The organism is Marinobacter albus (assembly GCF_030238305.1).
Classification (GTDB): Bacteria; Pseudomonadota; Gammaproteobacteria; order Pseudomonadales; family Oleiphilaceae; genus Marinobacter; species Marinobacter albus.
The window spans coordinates 2,337,287-2,353,942 of the sequence record NZ_JASSQD010000001.1 but is presented as its reverse complement, the minus strand read 5'-3'; the positions used below and the strand labels follow the sequence as shown (position 1 = coordinate 2,353,942).

The 16,656-nt window shown below is 57.3% G+C and carries 16 protein-coding genes; 15 read left to right on the top strand and 1 reads right to left on the bottom strand.

Features of this window, described 5'->3' with window-relative positions:
• Window positions 1-4 precede the first annotated feature (4 nt).
• Window positions 5-1,879 carry a protein translocase subunit SecD gene (gene secD / locus QQF73_RS10915; protein ID WP_219865441.1) on the top strand — a complete coding sequence of 625 codons (1,875 nt, stop codon included), beginning with the start codon at window positions 5-7 and terminating at the stop codon, window positions 1,877-1,879.
• Window positions 1,872-2,825 (top strand): protein translocase subunit SecF, encoded by a 954-nt coding sequence (gene secF, locus QQF73_RS10910; RefSeq protein ID WP_219865442.1) that lies wholly within the window; start codon window positions 1,872-1,874, stop codon window positions 2,823-2,825. The genes secD and secF overlap by 8 nt, the downstream gene beginning before the upstream one ends.
• A gap of 72 nt (window positions 2,826-2,897) precedes the next feature.
• Here the strand turns inward: secF and QQF73_RS10905 are convergent, their stop codons facing one another.
• On the bottom strand, window positions 2,898-3,698 hold the full coding sequence (locus QQF73_RS10905; protein ID WP_219865443.1) for an inositol monophosphatase family protein: 801 nt from the start codon (window positions 3,696-3,698) through the stop codon (window positions 2,898-2,900).
• Between the two features lie 184 nt (window positions 3,699-3,882).
• Between QQF73_RS10905 and trmJ the strand changes: the two genes are divergently transcribed.
• From trmJ to der, 13 genes are all read left to right on the top strand, one after another.
• Window positions 3,883-4,746 carry a tRNA (cytosine(32)/uridine(32)-2'-O)-methyltransferase TrmJ gene (gene trmJ, locus QQF73_RS10900; RefSeq protein WP_285368210.1) on the top strand — a complete coding sequence of 288 codons (864 nt, stop codon included), beginning with the start codon at window positions 3,883-3,885 and terminating at the stop codon, window positions 4,744-4,746.
• Window positions 4,739-5,518, top strand: coding sequence for a serine O-acetyltransferase (gene cysE / locus QQF73_RS10895; RefSeq protein WP_219865445.1), 780 nt, complete (start codon window positions 4,739-4,741; stop codon window positions 5,516-5,518). The genes trmJ and cysE overlap by 8 nt, the downstream gene beginning before the upstream one ends.
• A gap of 77 nt (window positions 5,519-5,595) precedes the next feature.
• Window positions 5,596-6,093, top strand: coding sequence for a Fe-S cluster assembly transcriptional regulator IscR (iscR, locus tag QQF73_RS10890; protein WP_219865446.1), 498 nt, complete (start codon window positions 5,596-5,598; stop codon window positions 6,091-6,093).
• Between the two features lie 19 nt (window positions 6,094-6,112).
• Window positions 6,113-7,261 (top strand): IscS subfamily cysteine desulfurase, encoded by a 1,149-nt coding sequence (locus QQF73_RS10885; RefSeq protein WP_285368209.1) that lies wholly within the window; start codon window positions 6,113-6,115, stop codon window positions 7,259-7,261.
• A 68-nt stretch (window positions 7,262-7,329) separates the two neighbouring features.
• A complete protein-coding gene (gene ndk / locus QQF73_RS10880; protein WP_219865448.1) occupies window positions 7,330-7,758 on the top strand; it encodes a nucleoside-diphosphate kinase in 429 nt (142 codons plus the stop codon).
• 66 nt (window positions 7,759-7,824) lie between these two features.
• Window positions 7,825-8,937, top strand: coding sequence for a dual-specificity RNA methyltransferase RlmN (gene rlmN / locus QQF73_RS10875; protein ID WP_219865449.1), 1,113 nt, complete (start codon window positions 7,825-7,827; stop codon window positions 8,935-8,937).
• Between the two features lie 85 nt (window positions 8,938-9,022).
• Window positions 9,023-9,781, top strand: coding sequence for a type IV pilus biogenesis/stability protein PilW (gene pilW, locus QQF73_RS10870; protein ID WP_219865930.1), 759 nt, complete (start codon window positions 9,023-9,025; stop codon window positions 9,779-9,781).
• Entirely contained in the window at window positions 9,774-10,805 is a 1,032-nt protein-coding gene (locus tag QQF73_RS10865; RefSeq protein ID WP_285368208.1) for a RodZ domain-containing protein, read from the top strand. Before pilW ends, QQF73_RS10865 begins: the two co-directional genes overlap by 8 nt.
• Window positions 10,806-10,838: 33 nt before the next feature.
• On the top strand, window positions 10,839-11,957 hold the full coding sequence (ispG, locus tag QQF73_RS10860) for a flavodoxin-dependent (E)-4-hydroxy-3-methylbut-2-enyl-diphosphate synthase (protein ID WP_285368207.1): 1,119 nt from the start codon (window positions 10,839-10,841) through the stop codon (window positions 11,955-11,957).
• A 52-nt stretch (window positions 11,958-12,009) separates the two neighbouring features.
• Complete coding sequence (gene hisS / locus QQF73_RS10855; RefSeq protein WP_285368206.1) at window positions 12,010-13,290, top strand: histidine--tRNA ligase; 1,281 nt, start codon at window positions 12,010-12,012, stop codon at window positions 13,288-13,290.
• 44 nt (window positions 13,291-13,334) lie between these two features.
• Window positions 13,335-13,988 carry a YfgM family protein gene (locus QQF73_RS10850; protein WP_219865453.1) on the top strand — a complete coding sequence of 218 codons (654 nt, stop codon included), beginning with the start codon at window positions 13,335-13,337 and terminating at the stop codon, window positions 13,986-13,988.
• Window positions 13,988-15,160, top strand: coding sequence for an outer membrane protein assembly factor BamB (gene bamB / locus QQF73_RS10845; protein ID WP_285368205.1), 1,173 nt, complete (start codon window positions 13,988-13,990; stop codon window positions 15,158-15,160). The genes QQF73_RS10850 and bamB overlap by 1 nt, the downstream gene beginning before the upstream one ends.
• A 58-nt stretch (window positions 15,161-15,218) precedes the next feature.
• A complete protein-coding gene (gene der / locus QQF73_RS10840; protein WP_219865455.1) occupies window positions 15,219-16,640 on the top strand; it encodes a ribosome biogenesis GTPase Der in 1,422 nt (473 codons plus the stop codon).
• Window positions 16,641-16,656 lie beyond the last annotated feature (16 nt).

Sequence of the window (16,656 nt, the reverse complement as noted above, 5' to 3'; positions counted from 1 at the left end):
TCCCATGCTGAACAAGTATCCGCTTTGGAAAAACCTGGTCATCCTGGTCGCGCTCGTGATCGGATTTATCTACGCCTTGCCCAACCTTTTTCCTGACGATTACGCCATCCAGATCACCGGTGCTCGCAGCAGTACCGAGGTCAACTCAACCGTTCTCGATCGCGCGGTCAAAGCGCTGGAATCGGAGGGCATTGAGGTAAAAAGCAGTACGCTTCAGGACCGGGATGCATTGATTCGTCTTACCAGTGGCGAGGATCAGCTTCAGGCCCGTCCGATTGTTCAGTCGGCACTGAGCAACGACTATCTGGTTGCACTGAACATGGCACCTTCGACCCCGGAGTGGCTGAAAAGTCTTGGCGCCGGTCCGATGAAACTGGGCCTCGATTTGCGCGGTGGCGTCCACTTCCTGCTGGAGGTGGATATGGAAACGGCTTTGAACACGCGATTGGAAGCCCTTTCCAGCCAGATCAAGGGTGATCTTCGGGAAGAGCGGATCCGCTATCGCGGCGGTGACGTAGAGGGTCAGCGGCAGATCGTTCTTACCTTCCGCGACGAACAACCCCGTGCCGAGGCATTTGACCTGATCCGTGACCAGTACAACCAGTTTCTGATGGATGAGAGAACCGTGGACGGCGAGCGTCAGATCGTATTGTCGCTGTCAGAGGCCGAGGTGAAATCCATCCAGGAATATGCCCTCGAGCAGAACCTCACCACGATCCGCAACCGCGTCAATGAGCTTGGCGTTGCCGAGCCGCTTGTTCAGCGCCAGGGCGCCGACCGGATTATCGTTGAGTTGCCAGGGGTTCAGGATACAGCCCAGGCCAAGCGAGTGTTGGGCGCGACTGCAAATCTCGAGTTTCGCCTGGAGGCGCGTCAGGACGCATCGGCCAGTGAGGTCGAGGAATTTGGCTTCCGCGACAACCCCCGGCGCACCGCGCGTCTTGAGCGTGACGTCATCACAACCGGTAATAATGTCGCGAACGCCCAGCAGGCGTTTGACGAGAATGGTCAGCCTCAGGTCAACATCACGATGGATTCTGTCGGTGGAGACCAGATGAACCGTGCGACCCGGAACGCGATCGGGCGCCGCATGGCTGTGCTATTCATTGAATTCCGCACGGAAACGGAAAACCGGATGGTCGACGGTGAAATGACGTCTGTCGACAAACGGGTTGTGGAGAAGGGCATCATCAGCCTGGCCACGATCCAGTCAGCACTCGGAAGCAGTTTCCGTATCACCGGCCTGGATTCCATTCCGGAAGCCGCAGAGCTGGCCCTATTGCTGCGCGCAGGCGCGCTGGCCGCACCGATGTATTTTGTGCAGGAACGCACAATTGGGCCGAGCCTCGGCCAGAAAAACATTGATGCCGGCGTGATGTCCGTAGCACTCGGCTTCGGGCTGGTGCTCCTATACATGCTGGTTTACTACCGGGGGTTCGGTCTGGTCGCCAACGTGGCGCTCACCCTCAACCTGATGCTGCTCATTGCCTGCATGTCCATCCTGTCGGCAACGCTCACGCTTCCGGGCATCGCTGGTATCGTACTCACGGTGGGTATGGCGGTCGATGCCAACGTCCTGATATTTGAACGCATACGGGAGGAGCTCAAGGCAGGGGTTCCGCCCCAGTCGGCCATCAGTGCCGGGTATTCCCGGGCCTTCGTGTCCATTTTCGATGCCAATATTACGACCCTGCTCGTCGCGGTAATCCTGTTTGCCATGGGTTCCGGCCCGGTAAAAGGGTTCGCCGTTACCCTGTGTCTGGGTATCCTGACCTCGATGTTCTCCGGCCTTATGGTCAGTCGCAGCATCGTGAATTTTGTATATGGCGGTCGAAAGATCGAGAAGTTGTCGATCGGAGGAAAGCTGGCAAATGTCTGAGCAAGAGAATAAACCATTTGATTTCATGGGGTTCCGGAAGCTCGCTTCCGTTCTCTCGATCACGCTGCTGGTTGCCTCCGTCGTGTTGCTGGCAGTTCGGGGCCTGAACCTGGGTATGGATTTCACCGGCGGCACGTCAGTGGAATTCGAGTATGCCGAGGCGCCGCAACTGGATGAAATTCGTTCCACGCTGAATGAGGCAGGCTACGAGCAGTTCGTAGTACAGAACTTTGGTGCCGACACTACGGTTCTGGTTCGACTCGCCGAGGCTGGTAATGACGAACTGGGGGGCGAGGTGACTGACGCGCTGACCGCTGGAGGCGCAAATCTCGAGCTTATCAGCTCCGAGTTCATCGGCTCTCAGGTTGGCGAGGAGTTGAGGGAAGACAGTGGTCTCGGGCTTCTGCTTGCGCTGGCGGTAGTGCTGATCTACGTCGGTATGCGCTTCCAGTTCAAGTTCGGTATTGCCTCTGTCCTGCCACTGGCGCACGACGTGATCATTGTTCTGGGTGTGTTTGCCCTGTTCCAGTGGACCTTCGATCTGACGGTACTGGCGGCGTTGCTGGCGGTGATCGGTTACTCCCTGAACGACACCATTGTTGTGGCCGACAGGATTCGGGAAAACTTCCGAAAAATGCGGGTGGGTGATTCCTGGCACGTGATCAATACCTCGATCCACCAGACCATCAGCAGAACAATCAATACCTCCGGTACGACTCTCGTCGTTCTGTTTGCGTTGTACCTGTTTGGCGGTGAGGCCATCAATAACTTCGCGCTGGCGTTGATTATCGGTGTGATTGTTGGTACCTACTCCTCCATTTATGTGTCTGCGAACCTGCTGATTGCGTTTGGTGTATCACGGGAAGACCTGATGCTCCCGGCGAAAGAGGGAGCCGCTGATGCAGAAGAAGAGGAACAACCCCCAGAGTGGCTGAACCGGATGTAACTGGATCACCGGAAACAAAAAAACCGCCATTCCCTTGGGAAGGCGGTTTTTTTATGGCTGCTTGCTGGTCGATCAGCGGGGCAGACGCCCCCGGAACGGGTGAAGTGATTTCAGGACTTCCCGGAACAGCTTGGGATTGGCCACTACCAATTGGCGGGCACTGCCAGTTGAGGGGTTGCCGGAGAAGTCGCCGGTCAGGGCGCCTGATTCCATGGCCATCGTTACGCCTAGATCCAGATCTACCATCTCCGGGCGGAAGATGACGGCTGCGTCCAGGTTGCCGGCAGATACGCGGGCAATATCCAGAACCACACAGCCAGAAGTGCGGAACATCGCAGATTCACGGGCAAGGACGGAGGCCATTTCGCCCCACAGTTGAGTGTCTTCGCTTCTGCGCGCCTGATCCAGCAGGTTAGTGGCAATTGCAGCCTTGTTGGCGTGCTTGATGTCGGACGTCCGAACCCGACGGCTATTCAGTGCCGCCCCGTGTCCGCGGCTGGCGGAGTATTCTTCGCCGGTTACCGGGTTGATCACCAGAAGGTTTTCGGTGCGGTTGTTCTTTTTCTGGGCCAGGGCGAGGGCAAACTCCGGGATGCCCCTCAGGAAGTTTTCGCGACCAAGAACCGGGAAAACGTGCCAGCTTCTCTCGCTGGTTCCTGCATTCGCTTCGTTCAGAGGGGCGATGCTATGGTCCTTGTAGGCCTTTTCGAGTTGCTCCGCAAAGTTGTCGTAAATTGACTCCTCGACCCGATCCAGCTGACGGCGGCGTTCTTCGTCGTCCTTACCGGCGGGCTCCTGGCGCTCGAAATGGGCTTTCAGATAATCGGACCCCTGACGCGCGACGCGCAGGGCCATTTTAATAGCTGGTTGCATCTGAGTGTTCATTATCCGGGTGTGTGAAGGCCGGGTATCATAGCAAAAGATCAGGGCGCTTGTATGTTTTTTGACTTAGCAATAGCACGGATACCAAAGGATTACGGCATCTCCGGACGGGCGGGACGCGTTGGTTTTCTGCTATCATGCCCGCCTCAATTAAATCAGTCTGGACCCATACTCAATGCACAAGCCGGCACTTCCCCTGGAGGGCACTGACTCATTTCAGGATCAGATCCGAATCGTTCTGGTCGAGACCTCTCACTCAGGCAACATTGGTGCGGTGGCTCGTGCCATGAAAAATATGGGCCTCGGGAATCTGTGGCTGGTCAACCCGAACTCTTTCCCGGACGAGGCGTCTTACGCCCGTTCCTCGGGCGCTTCTGATGTGCTGGATCGGGCAAACGTTGTTTCGTCCCTGGACGAGGCGCTTGCGGACTGCGTTCTGGTAATGGGAACCAGTGCCCGGGGGCGGAAAGTGCCCTGGCCGGTTATTGCGCCTCCGGAAGCAGCTGTGGCGGCCTCGGAAAATGCGACCAACGGCCCAGTCGCGCTGGTATTTGGTCGGGAGAATCATGGCCTGAGTAACGAGGAACTGCAACGCTGTCATTACCACATTCATATACCGTCCAATCCGGATTACAGCTCTCTGAATCTGGCGATGGCCGTCCAGGTCATGTGCTACGAATTAAGGATGCATTTTCTGCGTAGCCTTGAAGGTGGTGAGGGAAGCCCATACTTAAAACCCATGACGGCGCCTGGCGATCCGGGATGGGATGTTCCTCCCGCACCCGTCAACGACGTGGAAGGCTTTTTTGGCCATCTTGAGCAGGTACTGGTGGATGTGGATTTTCACCGAAGGGAAAATCCACGCCAGCTTATGACGCGCTTGCGGCGACTGTTCCAGCGCGCGAGACTGGACCAGATGGAAATCAATATACTCAGAGGCATACTGACGTCAGTGCAGAAAGCTGCTGGCGCCAAGGCTGACAGTAAAATAACCGAGGCCGATTCGAAGGCGACGGGGCAGGATAATGGCCATGTTTGAGCGTTTAAGGGAAGACATCAACAGCGTTTTTCATCGGGACCCGGCGGCCCGGAACACTTTCGAGGTGCTGACCAACTATCCAGGCCTTCATGCCCTCCTGTTTCACCGGCTTGCTCACAGACTCTGGCGATTCGGTCTCAAGTGGATTGCCCGCACAATTTCCACGATCGCCCGCTGGCTGACCGGAGTCGAAATCCATCCGGGGGCGACCATTGGCAGAAGGTTCTTTATTGATCACGGCATGGGGGTCGTTATTGGTGAGACGACCGTTATCGGAGACGATGTGACCCTGTACCAGGGGGTTACTCTGGGTGGCACGAGCTGGAATAAGGGTAAACGGCACCCGACCATTTGCGACGGAGTGGTCGTGGGTGCCGGCGCCAAGATTCTCGGACCATTTGAAGTGGGAGCGGGCGCCAAGGTCGGTTCCAATTCGGTGGTAACCAAGGCGGTACCGGCCGGGGCCACTGTTGTCGGCATTCCCGGGCGAATCATCGTCAAGCGCCCGAGTGAAGATGATGATGTGCGCCGCAAGGAAATGGAAGAGCGCATGGGCTTCGATGCCTATGGTGTTACGGAAGAGATGCCCGATCCCGTTGCGCGCGCCGTGCGCTCCCTCCTGGACCACATGCACGCAGTGGACGACCGCATTGAGAACATGTGCAAGGCCCTGCGCAAGGTAAACATCGAATACCAGAACGGTGAATTGCCGCCGCTGCAGGAAGAAGATTTTGATTGCGTTCGTGATGAGAGCGAGGAGCCCCGGGGGTGAATACTTGACTGAATTAGTGGGTCAATTCATACTCGCTGCTGTATTTCGAGATTCAATCCCATCACGGGGCTGATGCCATGAAGCTGACCACCAAAGGCCGCTATGCCGTCACGGCAATGCTGGACCTGGCTCTGCACGGAGACCAGGGGCCGGTGAGTCTTGCCGATATTTCAGCCCGTCAGGAAATCTCACTTTCCTACCTGGAACAGCTCTTCTCCCGTCTGCGCCGACAGAATCTGGTGGTCAGTATTCGTGGTCCCGGCGGTGGTTATCGTCTGAGCCGCGAGGCCGGGCAGGTGTTCATAGCGGAAGTTGTGGATGCCGTTAGCGAGTCTCTGGACACCACGAGATGTGGCAACAAAGGGGACTGTCAGAAAGGCGAGAAGTGTCTGACCCACCACCTTTGGTCTGATCTGAGTGACCAGATTCATCAGTTCCTGAGTGAAATCAGCCTCGGCGACCTGATGAAGAAGCATGAAATCCGCCAGGTTGCGGACCGGCAGAACCGCCGTCAGTCTGACAACGGCTCTGAAACGATTAATACCGAACGCCTGTCTGACCAGGCGCCGGCCTGAAATAATACTCCTTGATACCATGAAAAAGCCCGTATATCTGGATTATGCGGCGACGACGCCCGTTGATCCGTCTGTCGCCGAAGAAATGGTTAAATACCTGACGCCCGATGGGATCTTTGGGAACCCGGCATCACGATCACACGCCTTTGGCTGGAGGGCGGAGGCTGCCGTTGAGGCGGCGCGTCGTGAAGTTGCCCAACTGATCCACGCTGATCCCAGAGAGATTGTCTGGACCTCCGGCGCCACTGAGTCGGACAATCTTGCCATCAAGGGTGCGGTTGCCGGACGAACTGACGTCCACATCGTGACCTCATCCATCGAGCACAAAGCCGTGCTGGATACCTGTAAATGGCTTGAACAGCATGGCGCGGACGTGACCTGGCTGACACCGGACCGGGATGGTCGAATTCATCCGGATCAGGTGACCGATGCCTTACGGGACAATACGGTTCTGGTCAGTCTCATGCTGGTCAACAACGAGCTGGGATGTGTGACCGATGTTGCCGCCATTGGTCGCGAACTTCGTGAGCGAGGTGTGCTCTTTCACGTCGATGCAGCCCAGGCAGTCGGCAAAATGCCAGTCGATGTTACGGCAATGCCGGTCGATCTGATGTCGTTGTCCGGGCACAAAGTCTACGGTCCAAAGGGTGTCGGGGCGCTTTATGTGAGACGTTCACCGGATGTGCGTATCGAAGCTCAGATTCATGGCGGTGGACACGAGCGAGGCATGCGCTCCGGGACTTTGCCGACGCATCAGATAGTGGGCATGGGTAAGGCATTCTCCATTGCCCAGGAGTACCTTGAGTCGGATGTGGAAGAGCTGGAACGCCTGCGGACCTCTTTCCTTGGCGGCCTCGAAGGTCTGGATGGTGTCAGTCTGAACGGTAGCGCCGAGTTTCGCGTGCCAGGCATCGTGAATCTTTCCTTTGACGGAGTCGAGGCGGAGTCCCTGATGCTGGGTCTAAGGGATCTGGCCGTCTCGTCGGGATCAGCCTGTGCTTCGGCCACGATCGAACCATCGTTTGTCCTGCGTGGAATTGGTTTGAGCGACGAGCAGGCCCACAGGGCGCTGCGTTTTTCTTTCGGCCGGTTTACCACGGCCGAGGAAGTGGCTTTTGCCAGTTCGCAAATAGTTGATGTTGTTAGCCGACTGCGTGCAGTGCGGTAGGCAGTTGCCCTTGGACTGCGTATAATCGCAGGCCGGAATTTTAACCTGAACCCTAGTGGAGAAACACCATGGCGAATGAGCGCACGCTCTCAATTATCAAGCCCGACGCAGTTGCCAAGAACGTGATCGGCGAAATTTACAGCCGTTTTGAAAAGGCTGGATTGAACATCGTCGCTGCCAAGATGATGCACCTGACCCAGCAACAGGCTGAAGGTTTTTATGCCGAACACAAAGAACGCCCCTTCTTCAATGACCTGGTGGCGTTCATGACTTCCGGTCCCGTGGTTGTTCAGGTATTGGAAGGCGAGGGCGCAATCCTCAAGAACCGTGATCTGATGGGTGCAACTAACCCGAAGGAAGCAGACGCGGGCACCATTCGCGCGGACTTTGCCTCCTCTATCGACGCAAATGCCGTTCACGGCTCTGACTCTGCGGCGTCAGCTGAGCGTGAAATCGCGTACTTTTTCAATGACAACGAGATCTGCCCGCGCGGTTGATCCTGTTGATCGGGGGCGGTCGTTGTTGGCCTGCCCCCGAATTGGTTATCTGATCGAGGTTATAAAATGACAGCGGCCGCTGAAAAAACCAATCTTCTGGGGATGCCGAAAGCCAAGCTTGAGGCTTTCTTCGAGACCCTGGGGGAAAAGCGTTTTCGTGCCACTCAGGTTTTGCAGTGGATTCATCAGCGTGGGGCTGATGACTTCGATCAAATGACCAATATGAGCAAGGCGCTCCGGGAAAAACTCAAGCAGGTTGCTGAAATTCGTGGCCCTGAAGTGGTCTATGACGAGACGTCCAAGGACGGTACCCGCAAGTGGGTAATGCGCATGGACAACGGCAACAGTGTTGAGACAGTACTGATTCCCGATGGCGAGCGTGGAACGCTCTGTGTCTCCTCGCAGATCGGGTGCAGCCTGGACTGTACGTTCTGCTCGACCGGTAAACGGGGCTTCAACCGTAATCTGACCGCAGCCGAGGTAATCGGCCAGGTGTGGGTTGCGCGCAAGGCCTTCATGCCATTTGAGCCGGGCCCGGATCGTCCCATTACCAATGTGGTCATGATGGGGATGGGTGAGCCCCTCCTGAATTTTGACAACGTTGTCGATGCCATGAATCTCATGATGGAGGATCTGGCTTACGGCATCTCGAAGCGCAGGGTCACCCTGAGCACATCCGGGGTCGTTCCGGCACTTGATCGTCTGGCGGAAGTTACCGATGTTTCACTGGCTATTTCCCTGCATGCCCCGAATGATGAACTCCGTAACAAGTTGGTACCGCTCAATAAAAAGTATCCGATTTCGGAGCTGCTTGCGGCCACCAAGCGATACTTCGCCCGGTTACCAGACAAGCGCAAGGCCACCATCGAATACACCGTGATTGAGGGAATGAACGATCAACCGGAACACGCCCGTGAACTTGCGGTGCTGCTTCGGGATCTTCCCTGCAAGATCAATCTGATACCCTTCAATCCTTTTCCGGAAAGCGATTTCCGTCGGCCGAGCATGAATGCAACCCGCCGGTTCCAGGCGGTTCTTAATGAAGCCGGATACATAGCTACCATCAGAACGACCCGTGGCGATGACATCGATGCGGCATGCGGCCAGTTGGTGGGCAGGGTTGAGGATCGTACCCGTCGAAGCAAACGATACATCGAGGTCCAGCAGGTTAATCCCTGATAAGGCACCGACAACGAGTTGAAGCGAGGAATGCGAAACTGTGACCTATAGATCGACGAGCTGGCGTTTTTCTGTCGCGGCGCTGATGTTAGCCGCGTTGTTTGTCACAGGTTGCGTCACGACCACCGACAGTCGCTTCTCCCGTGAGGCGGACCGCCAGGAAGCGGTGGAGGATTACGTTCAGCTGGCCACTGCCTATATTGGTCAGGGTAACCTCGACCGCGCCCGTCATCATCTTGACCGTGCACTCGATCTGGACGCCGACAGCCCTGCAGCGAAGGCCGCAATGGGCCTCGTATACAACGCCGAGGGCGAAGCCGAGCTTGCCGAGTCCAGTTTTAAACAGGCCATCGCGACAGATCAGGGGTACACCCGTGCCCGCGTTTACTATGGCGCGTTTCTTTACGGACAGGGTCGTATCGAGGAGGCACGGGACCAGTTTCGGGCAGCGTCACGGGACACCGAATACAAGGAGAGGGGCTCAGTCTTTTTCAACCTGGGGATGACCCAGGAACGCCTGGACGAACTCGATAATGCAGCGAACTCATATCGCCGCGCTGTGGAGTTGTCCAGGGGCGACGCCCGCTCCTTGCTAGCGCTATCGCGCGTGTTGGCAGATCAGGGAGATTACGATGCAGCCGCGCGCTATTATACCCGACTTGCCTCAATGATGCAGAGAAACGACCGTCTTCGTCACTCACCTGAAAGTTTGTTGACGGGCATCCGGATCGCCCGTCATCTGGATAACCGCAACCAGGAAGCCAGCCTGGCACTGCAGCTTAAGAATAATTTCCCGGAGTCAGTCGAATACCAACAATATAAGGTGCTGATTTCTAATGACTAGTGAAGAAACCTCCCAGCCAACGAGCAGTGATCCTGTAGGGCAGCAACTGCAGCGTGCACGTGAACAGAGAGGCCTGAGTGCCGACGACGTTGCCAAGGCCCAGCATCTGAGGCCGGCTGTTATTCAGGCAATCGAGGCAGGGGACTACAAGAAGATTGACAGTGAACTCTTCCTGAAAGGGTACGTCAGGGCTTATGCCAAGCAAGTCGGGCTGGAAGCCAGCGACGTAATAGCCGATCTTGACCGGGAACTCGAGCCAATGCGCCAGGAGCGTGAGCAGGAGTTCGAGGCCCATCCACTGGTCGATATTGAGCGGCGGCGCCGGAGAAAACGTCGAGTTGCCAAACTGGCTCTGTTGTTGTGTGTTGCGGGGCTTGCCGGCTATCTGGTTTTCGCCTTCGTATTGCCGCAGCCTGAAACCGTGTCACCATCCGGAGTAGCGGAAAAGGCCGGTCAGGAAGAGCCTGCAGACAATGGATCCGGGAACGGGACGGAGTCAGCTGCTCCCGAGATTGATGGTGCCGCCGGCATGGAGACAGAGGAGACGGCAGAGCCTGCTTCCGAGCCCGAGCCGGAGAATGCGACGGATGATTCGAACGGCGCGGCGCAGGTTACGGACGAGGTGGCTGGGACCCAGGCCACCGAACCGCTCGAGCCAATGGCCGAGGATTCAGTGACCAGTGACCGGACGGTGGACCCGATTGAGTCCGCCCCCGTGGTCACCCAAACGACGGACCCCCTACTGGAGGATCCGGCTGAGCCGGTGGTAGTGACCGATACCGGAAGGTTGCAGATTACCTTCACCGGTGATTGCTGGGTACAGGTCAGCGATGCTGCCGGAAATCGCCTGGTCAATTCATTGCAGCGGAGTGGCGACCAGATTGATGTGTCCGGTGAGGTGCCGCTCAGGGTCGTAATCGGCGCAGTCGATGCCGTTGGCTCGATCAGTTTCCAGGGCGAGCCGGTGGACATGGGCGGTTATCCTGTCGTAAATAATCGGTCAGAATTTACCCTGACGATCTGAAACTTGAAACCAATTGAAATCGGTCAGTAACGCATGAAACACGAGTCCCCAATCGTTAGACGCAAATCCCGCCAGATCATGGTGGGCAACGTACCTGTTGGTGGCGATGCGCCGATTGCGGTTCAAAGCATGACCAACACCAACACCTGTGATGTGGATGCCACCGTCGGACAGATTCGGGCGCTCCAGGACGCTGGCGCCGATATCGTTCGAGTGTCGGTCCCGAGCATGGATGCCGCGGAAGCCTTCGGAAAAATCCGGGATCAGGTTTCCGTTCCCCTGGTCGCGGATATTCATTTCGACCACAAAATTGCGCTACGAGTGGCAGAACTCGGGGTTGACTGCCTTCGGATCAATCCCGGGAATATTGGCCGGGAAGATCGGGTCAGTGCGGTCATCAGTGCCGCCCGCGACCGGAATATTCCGATCCGGATTGGTGTGAATGCCGGTTCCCTGGAAAAGGAACTCCAGCGGAAATACGGAGAGCCAACACCGGATGCGCTGGTCGAGTCCGCGATGCGTCACATCGACATTCTTGACCGCCATGATTTCCAGGACTTCAAGGTAAGCCTGAAGGCTTCGGAAGTGTTCATGACCGTTGCGGCCTACCGTAAGATAGCGGCCCAGATTGAGCAGCCATTACATCTGGGCATCACTGAGGCCGGCGGCTTCCGTTCCGGAACCGTGAAGTCGTCCATTGGTCTGGGGATGCTGCTCATGGACGGTATCGGCGACACCATTCGTGTTTCCCTGGCGGCTGACCCGGTCCAGGAAATCAAGGTTGGTTATGACATCCTGAAAAGTCTTCGCCTGCGCAGCCGCGGCATTAACTTCATCGCGTGTCCGAGCTGCTCCCGCCAGAACTTCGATGTCATCCAGACCATGAATGACCTCGAGGCTCGCCTGGAAGATGTGAATACGGCGATGGATGTTGCCATCATTGGTTGCATAGTGAACGGGCCGGGTGAGGCCAAAGAAGCGGATATTGGTCTGACCGGTGGAAGCCCGAAGAACCTGTTCTATATGGCAGGGAAACCGAACCAGAAGCTTGATAACGCGACGCTGACCGACGACCTCGAACGCCTGATTCGCGATGAAGTTGCTCGGCGCAAGGAAGAGGAAGACGCCATCATCGCCCGCTCGGGCAGCTGATCCCGTCTGATTTTCCGACATCATTACTCCGAAATACGTTTAAGGGTTTAACTTGGCTAAGATTCAGGCAATTCGCGGGATGAACGATATCCTGCCCGAACAGACGCCCGTCTGGCAGTTTGTTGAAGACACCGTACGAAAGGTGCTCTCCCAATACGGGTACCAGGAAATCCGGATGCCTATCGTCGAGCAGACCGAACTGTTCAAGCGCTCCATCGGCGAGGTTACGGACATCGTCGAAAAGGAAATGTATACCTTCGACGACCGTAACGGCGACAGCCTGACCCTGAGACCCGAGGGGACGGCCGGATGTGTTCGTGCTGCAGAAGAGCACGGTCTGCTGTTCAATCAGACCCGCCGTTTATGGTACACCGGCCCGATGTTTCGCCATGAGCGTCCGCAGAAGGGCCGTTATCGCCAGTTTCACCAGATAGGCGTGGAATGTTTTGGCATGGCGGGGCCGGATATTGATGCGGAGCTGCTGGTCCTTACCGCCCGGCTCTGGAAAGAGCTGGGCCTTGCCGGGCATACCCGTCTGGAGATCAATTCCATTGGCACGTCGGAAGCCCGCAAGGTCTACCGTCAGGCTCTGGTTGAGTACCTTAATCAGTACAAGTCTGATCTGGATGCGGACAGCCAGCGCCGGTTGCAGAGCAATCCGCTGCGCATCCTCGATAGCAAGGATCCGTCGACCCGGGAGATTCTGGCTGGCGCCCCGAAACTTGACAGCTATCTGGACGAGGAATCCCGCGCTCACTTCGACAGGTTGCGTAAACTGCTGGATGCCGCTGGTATTGCCTATACGGTGAACCCGGCGCTGGTACGCGGCCTTGATTACTATGGCAAAACCGTGTTCGAGTGGATCACCGACAGCCTGGGCGCCCAGGGTACTGTCTGTGCCGGCGGGCGTTACGATGGACTGGTGGAGCAGCTCGGCGGCAAGCCAACCCGGGCCGTTGGCTTTGCCATGGGGCTGGAGCGGCTTATTCTGCTGCTCGAGACCCTGGATCTCGTTCCGGCGCATGTAAACAGCGATGCTGACGTCTACGTAACGGCGATGGGTGAGGGCGCCATGGCACCCGCATTGGCTCTGGCGGAGGAGCTGCGTGTCGCGTTGCCGGAAGCCGTGGTGGTGTCCCATTGCGGCGGCGGCAGTTTTAAAAGCCAGATGAAAAAGGCCGATAAGAGCGGAGCCCGCTACGCCGTTATTCTCGGTGAGAATGAGGTGGCAAACGGCACCGCCGGCCTCAAACCCCTGCGCTCAGATGAGCCTCAGCGAGAGCTCACCTGGAAGGAGCTTGCACCGGCACTGGCTGAAGCGCTTAAGAACTGAATCTAACTTTAACAAAAGCAAAGCATCCGACTACAGGAGTCAACATGGCTGAACTGCGCACCGAGGAAGAACAGGTCCAGGCGATTAAGGACTGGTGGAAGAAAAATGGCAGCTCTCTGCTAATCGGTATCGGTGCTGCCCTGGCCATCGTTTTTGGCTGGCAGGCCTGGCAAAACCACCAAGCGCAGCAGCGCACCGAAGCCGCGAACCAGTTCGCCAACCTCCTGAATGCCTTCAGTGAACAGGCAGATGAAAACAGCGGAGACACCGTTGCCTTTGTGGCGAAAACACTGCGGGAAGATTATGCCGGCAGTGCCTACGCAGTGTACGGTAACCTGATCCTGGCCAAGCAGCAGTTAATGGATGACGATGCGGCGGCGGCGATTGACTCCCTCTCTTGGGCGCTGGAGCAGAGCGGGGAGCACGAGGCTTTGGCGCTGGTCGTTCGAAGCCGCCTGGCGCGCGCTCAGTTCGATGCCAAAAAATACGAGGACGCGCTCGCCACCATCGACTCTGCATCAAATTCGGATGCTTTCGATGCAATTCTTTCGGAGCTTCGGGGAGATATCCTGTTGGCCCAGGGCGATAAAGAGGGCGCACGTGAAGCTTATCTGACAGCGCGAGAGCAAAGTCAGCAGGGTCGAAGCGGCGTCTTGCAGCTCAAGTTGTCTGATCTCGGTGTCGGGGAGGACGCCTGATGCGACGCCATCGCAACAGATTTGTGCGTGCCGGACTTGTGAGCGGCTTGCTCGCGGTCATGGGGCTCGCCGGTTGCAGTTCCACTGACACCTTTGAACAACCCGCTCCGTTGCCGGAAATTGAAAGCTCGGTAGAGTTCAAGCAGGTCTGGAGCATGTCTGTGGGAGACGGTCATGACGAAGACTTCCTCTACCTCGCGCCTCTGAATGCCGGTGATCTTCTCTATGCGGCCTCCGCGGATGGTGAGGTTTATGCGGTCCAGTCTGAAAATGGCAAGGTGATCTGGCAGACCGAACTCAGTGATCGGATCTTCGCCGGCGTCGGCGGAGACGGTCAACGGCTTTACCTTGCGACACGAGAGGCCGATTTGTTGGCACTGTCGCGGGAAGACGGCACAGAACTGTGGCGTGCGGCCTTGCCAACTGAAGTCCTGGCTGCCCCCCAGTCCAATGGCCAACTGGTGGTTGCGCAGACCACCGATGGGCGGGTGCTGGGATTTGACGCCGAGAGCGGTGAGAAACTCTGGCAATACGACGGCGTCGTTCCGGTCCTCTCGATTCGCGCTGCGGCTGCGCCTCTGGTGGGGGGAGACGTGGTCCTTGCATCCTTCGCCAATGGTAAGCTCATTGCGCTGAGTGCAGAGGCCGGCCAGCCGCTGTGGCAATACGAAGTAGGGCAGCCCCAGGGACGAACGGAACTGGAGCGTCTGGTCGATATTACCGGCCAGCCTCTGGTCCTCGATTCTGCAGTGCTGGTTGTGGGTTACCAGGGCAAGCTGGCGCTGGTGGACATCCGCACCGGGCAGGAGATCTGGAGCCGCAAGGCGTCCAGCCTGTATTCGCCGATGATTGGCGATGGTGAAATCTATCTGGCATCCGCCAACGGCGATATCGTGGCGTTGCGAGGCTCTGACCGCAGGGAACTCTGGGTTCAGGATCGGTTATCCTGGCGGCAGCTGACCCAGCCCATGGTGGTGGAAGATTACCTTGTTACTGCCGATTTCGAGGGTTACCTGCACATCCTCTCCCGGGAAGATGGCAGCTTCCAGGGGCAGTTCGAATTCGATGATGAGGGTATACGCGTACCGGCACAGCGGCTGAGCAATGGTAACCTGCTCGTCTTCGGTAACAGCGGAGACATGGCGGTTCTCAGGATCCGGCCCATCGAATGAATACCTTTCAGCCCGGTACAGATGCCGGGCTGTTTTCCTTTTTGCATAGCGATTTATTATGACCCCAGTAATTGCCCTTGTCGGCCGCCCGAATGTTGGCAAGTCAACCCTGTTTAACCAGATGACCCGGTCCCGGGACGCCCTGGTCGCGGATTTTCCGGGACTGACCCGTGACCGGAAGTATGGCGAGGGCAACTACGAGGGCCAGCGGTTTATTGTTATCGATACCGGTGGTTTGACCGGCGACGAACAGGGGCTGGATGCAGAGATGGCCAGACAGTCTCTGCAGGCGGTGGAAGAAGCCGACATTGTGCTGTTCCTGGTGGATGGCCGCTCCGGCCTGACGGCGGGTGATGAATCCATAGCGAATCACCTCCGGCGCTCGGGCAAACAGGCTCACCTGGTGGTTAACAAAACAGACGGCCAGGACCCCGACATCGCGGCAGCGGATTTCTACAGCCTTGGCTTCGACTCCACCTTTCTGATTGCGGCCTCCCACAATCGGGGGATCCGTTCCATGCTCGAACTGCTGCTGCCGTCAGAGGAAGAGCGAGAGGAGGCGGATCGGGCGGATCGGTACCCCGGCATCCGGATTGGCGTCGTAGGTCGTCCTAATGTGGGTAAATCGACCCTGGTCAATCGCATGCTGGGCGAGGACCGGGTCGTGGTGTATGACATGCCGGGTACTACCCGGGACAGCGTCTACATTCCCTATGAGCGACAGGGGCACGAATATACCCTGATTGACACCGCCGGCGTCCGTAGGCGGAAAAATGTTCGGGAAACGGTCGAGAAATTTTCGATCATCAAAACCCTGCAGGCCATAGACGATGCGCATGTTGTTATCCTGGTCATAGATGCCCGGGAAGGGTTGGTGGACCAGGACCTTCACCTCATCGGTTTTGTTCTGGACGCCGGCCGCTCGCTGGTCATCGCTGTCAATAAATGGGATGGGATGGATCCGGAAGACCGTGCCCGGGTCAAGGAGCAGGTCCAGCGCCGCCTGGACTTTCTGGATTACGCCGACAAACACTACATTTCAGCGCTTCATGGCTCCGGGGTCGGGGTTATGTACGACTCTGTGCAGGCCTGTTTCGAGTCCGCCATGGCCAAATGGCCGACCAACCGACTGACGGCAATTCTTCAGGACGCCGTGGCCCAGCATCAACCACCCATGGTTCACGGGCGCAGAATCAAGCTTCGTTTTGCGCACCAGGGCGGCTCAAATCCGCCGGTCATCGTTGTGCATGGTAACCAGGTTGATGCCCTGCCAGGGGCTTACAAACGCTATCTGGAAAATACCTTTCGCAAGGTTCTCAACGTAACGGGCTCCCCCATCCGGTTCGAGTTCAAATCGGGCGAGAACCCGTTCGCGGGCAAGGTCGACAGGCTTACGCCCCGGCAGAAGGTCAAGAAAGATAACGACCTCAAGAAGGGGCGGCGGATCAAGAAAACCCGCCAGAAGAGCCTCAAGCGGTAATTCAGGGCCGGATTAC

Coding starts and splice junctions, on each gene's coding strand:
- secD (WP_219865441.1), top strand. CDS start 5: ATGCTGAACAAGTATCCGCTTTGGAAAAACCTGGTCATCCTGGTCGCG.
- secF (WP_219865442.1), top strand. CDS start 1,872: ATGTCTGAGCAAGAGAATAAACCATTTGATTTCATGGGGTTCCGGAAG.
- QQF73_RS10905 (WP_219865443.1), bottom strand. CDS start 3,698: ATGCAACCAGCTATTAAAATGGCCCTGCGCGTCGCGCGTCAGGGGTCC.
- trmJ (WP_285368210.1), top strand. CDS start 3,883: ATGCACAAGCCGGCACTTCCCCTGGAGGGCACTGACTCATTTCAGGAT.
- cysE (WP_219865445.1), top strand. CDS start 4,739: ATGTTTGAGCGTTTAAGGGAAGACATCAACAGCGTTTTTCATCGGGAC.
- iscR (WP_219865446.1), top strand. CDS start 5,596: ATGAAGCTGACCACCAAAGGCCGCTATGCCGTCACGGCAATGCTGGAC.
- QQF73_RS10885 (WP_285368209.1), top strand. CDS start 6,113: ATGAAAAAGCCCGTATATCTGGATTATGCGGCGACGACGCCCGTTGAT.
- ndk (WP_219865448.1), top strand. CDS start 7,330: ATGGCGAATGAGCGCACGCTCTCAATTATCAAGCCCGACGCAGTTGCC.
- rlmN (WP_219865449.1), top strand. CDS start 7,825: ATGACAGCGGCCGCTGAAAAAACCAATCTTCTGGGGATGCCGAAAGCC.
- pilW (WP_219865930.1), top strand. CDS start 9,023: ATGTTAGCCGCGTTGTTTGTCACAGGTTGCGTCACGACCACCGACAGT.
- QQF73_RS10865 (WP_285368208.1), top strand. CDS start 9,774: ATGACTAGTGAAGAAACCTCCCAGCCAACGAGCAGTGATCCTGTAGGG.
- ispG (WP_285368207.1), top strand. CDS start 10,839: ATGAAACACGAGTCCCCAATCGTTAGACGCAAATCCCGCCAGATCATG.
- QQF73_RS10850 (WP_219865453.1), top strand. CDS start 13,335: ATGGCTGAACTGCGCACCGAGGAAGAACAGGTCCAGGCGATTAAGGAC.
- bamB (WP_285368205.1), top strand. CDS start 13,988: ATGCGACGCCATCGCAACAGATTTGTGCGTGCCGGACTTGTGAGCGGC.
- der (WP_219865455.1), top strand. CDS start 15,219: ATGACCCCAGTAATTGCCCTTGTCGGCCGCCCGAATGTTGGCAAGTCA.